The organism is Pantoea sp. GbtcB22, assembly GCF_019091025.1.
Taxonomy (GTDB): Bacteria; Pseudomonadota; Gammaproteobacteria; order Enterobacterales; family Enterobacteriaceae; genus Pantoea; species Pantoea leporis.
Map to the genome: position 1 here is coordinate 1 of NZ_JAGXKB010000398.1, position 257 is coordinate 257.

1 protein-coding gene is annotated in these 257 nt (G+C 59.5%); it reads left to right on the forward strand.

Translation table 11 applies throughout. The features are described 5' to 3' along the window. Nucleotides 1-257: hypothetical protein (locus tag KVT28_RS25585; protein ID WP_217551035.1), on the forward strand; the 257-nt coding region annotated here is incomplete at both ends.

Below are 257 nucleotides of genomic sequence, written 5' to 3' on the forward strand. Positions count from 1 at the left end.
GTGAGACGGCAGACGATTGCTCGGGCTCCAAGCTCGACCCGATCATGAAGTTCGACTCGACCGGCAAGCTCGTCAAGAGCTTCGGTGGTGGGATGATCAACTATCCGCATGGTCTCCACATCGACCCTGACAACAATGTCTGGGTCTCCGACGGCCGCGACAAGAACAACGGCAAGGGCCACACCGTCATGAAATTCAATCAGGACGGCAAGTTGCTCATGACGCTCGGCAAGCCCGGCGTCGCCGGCACCACGCAG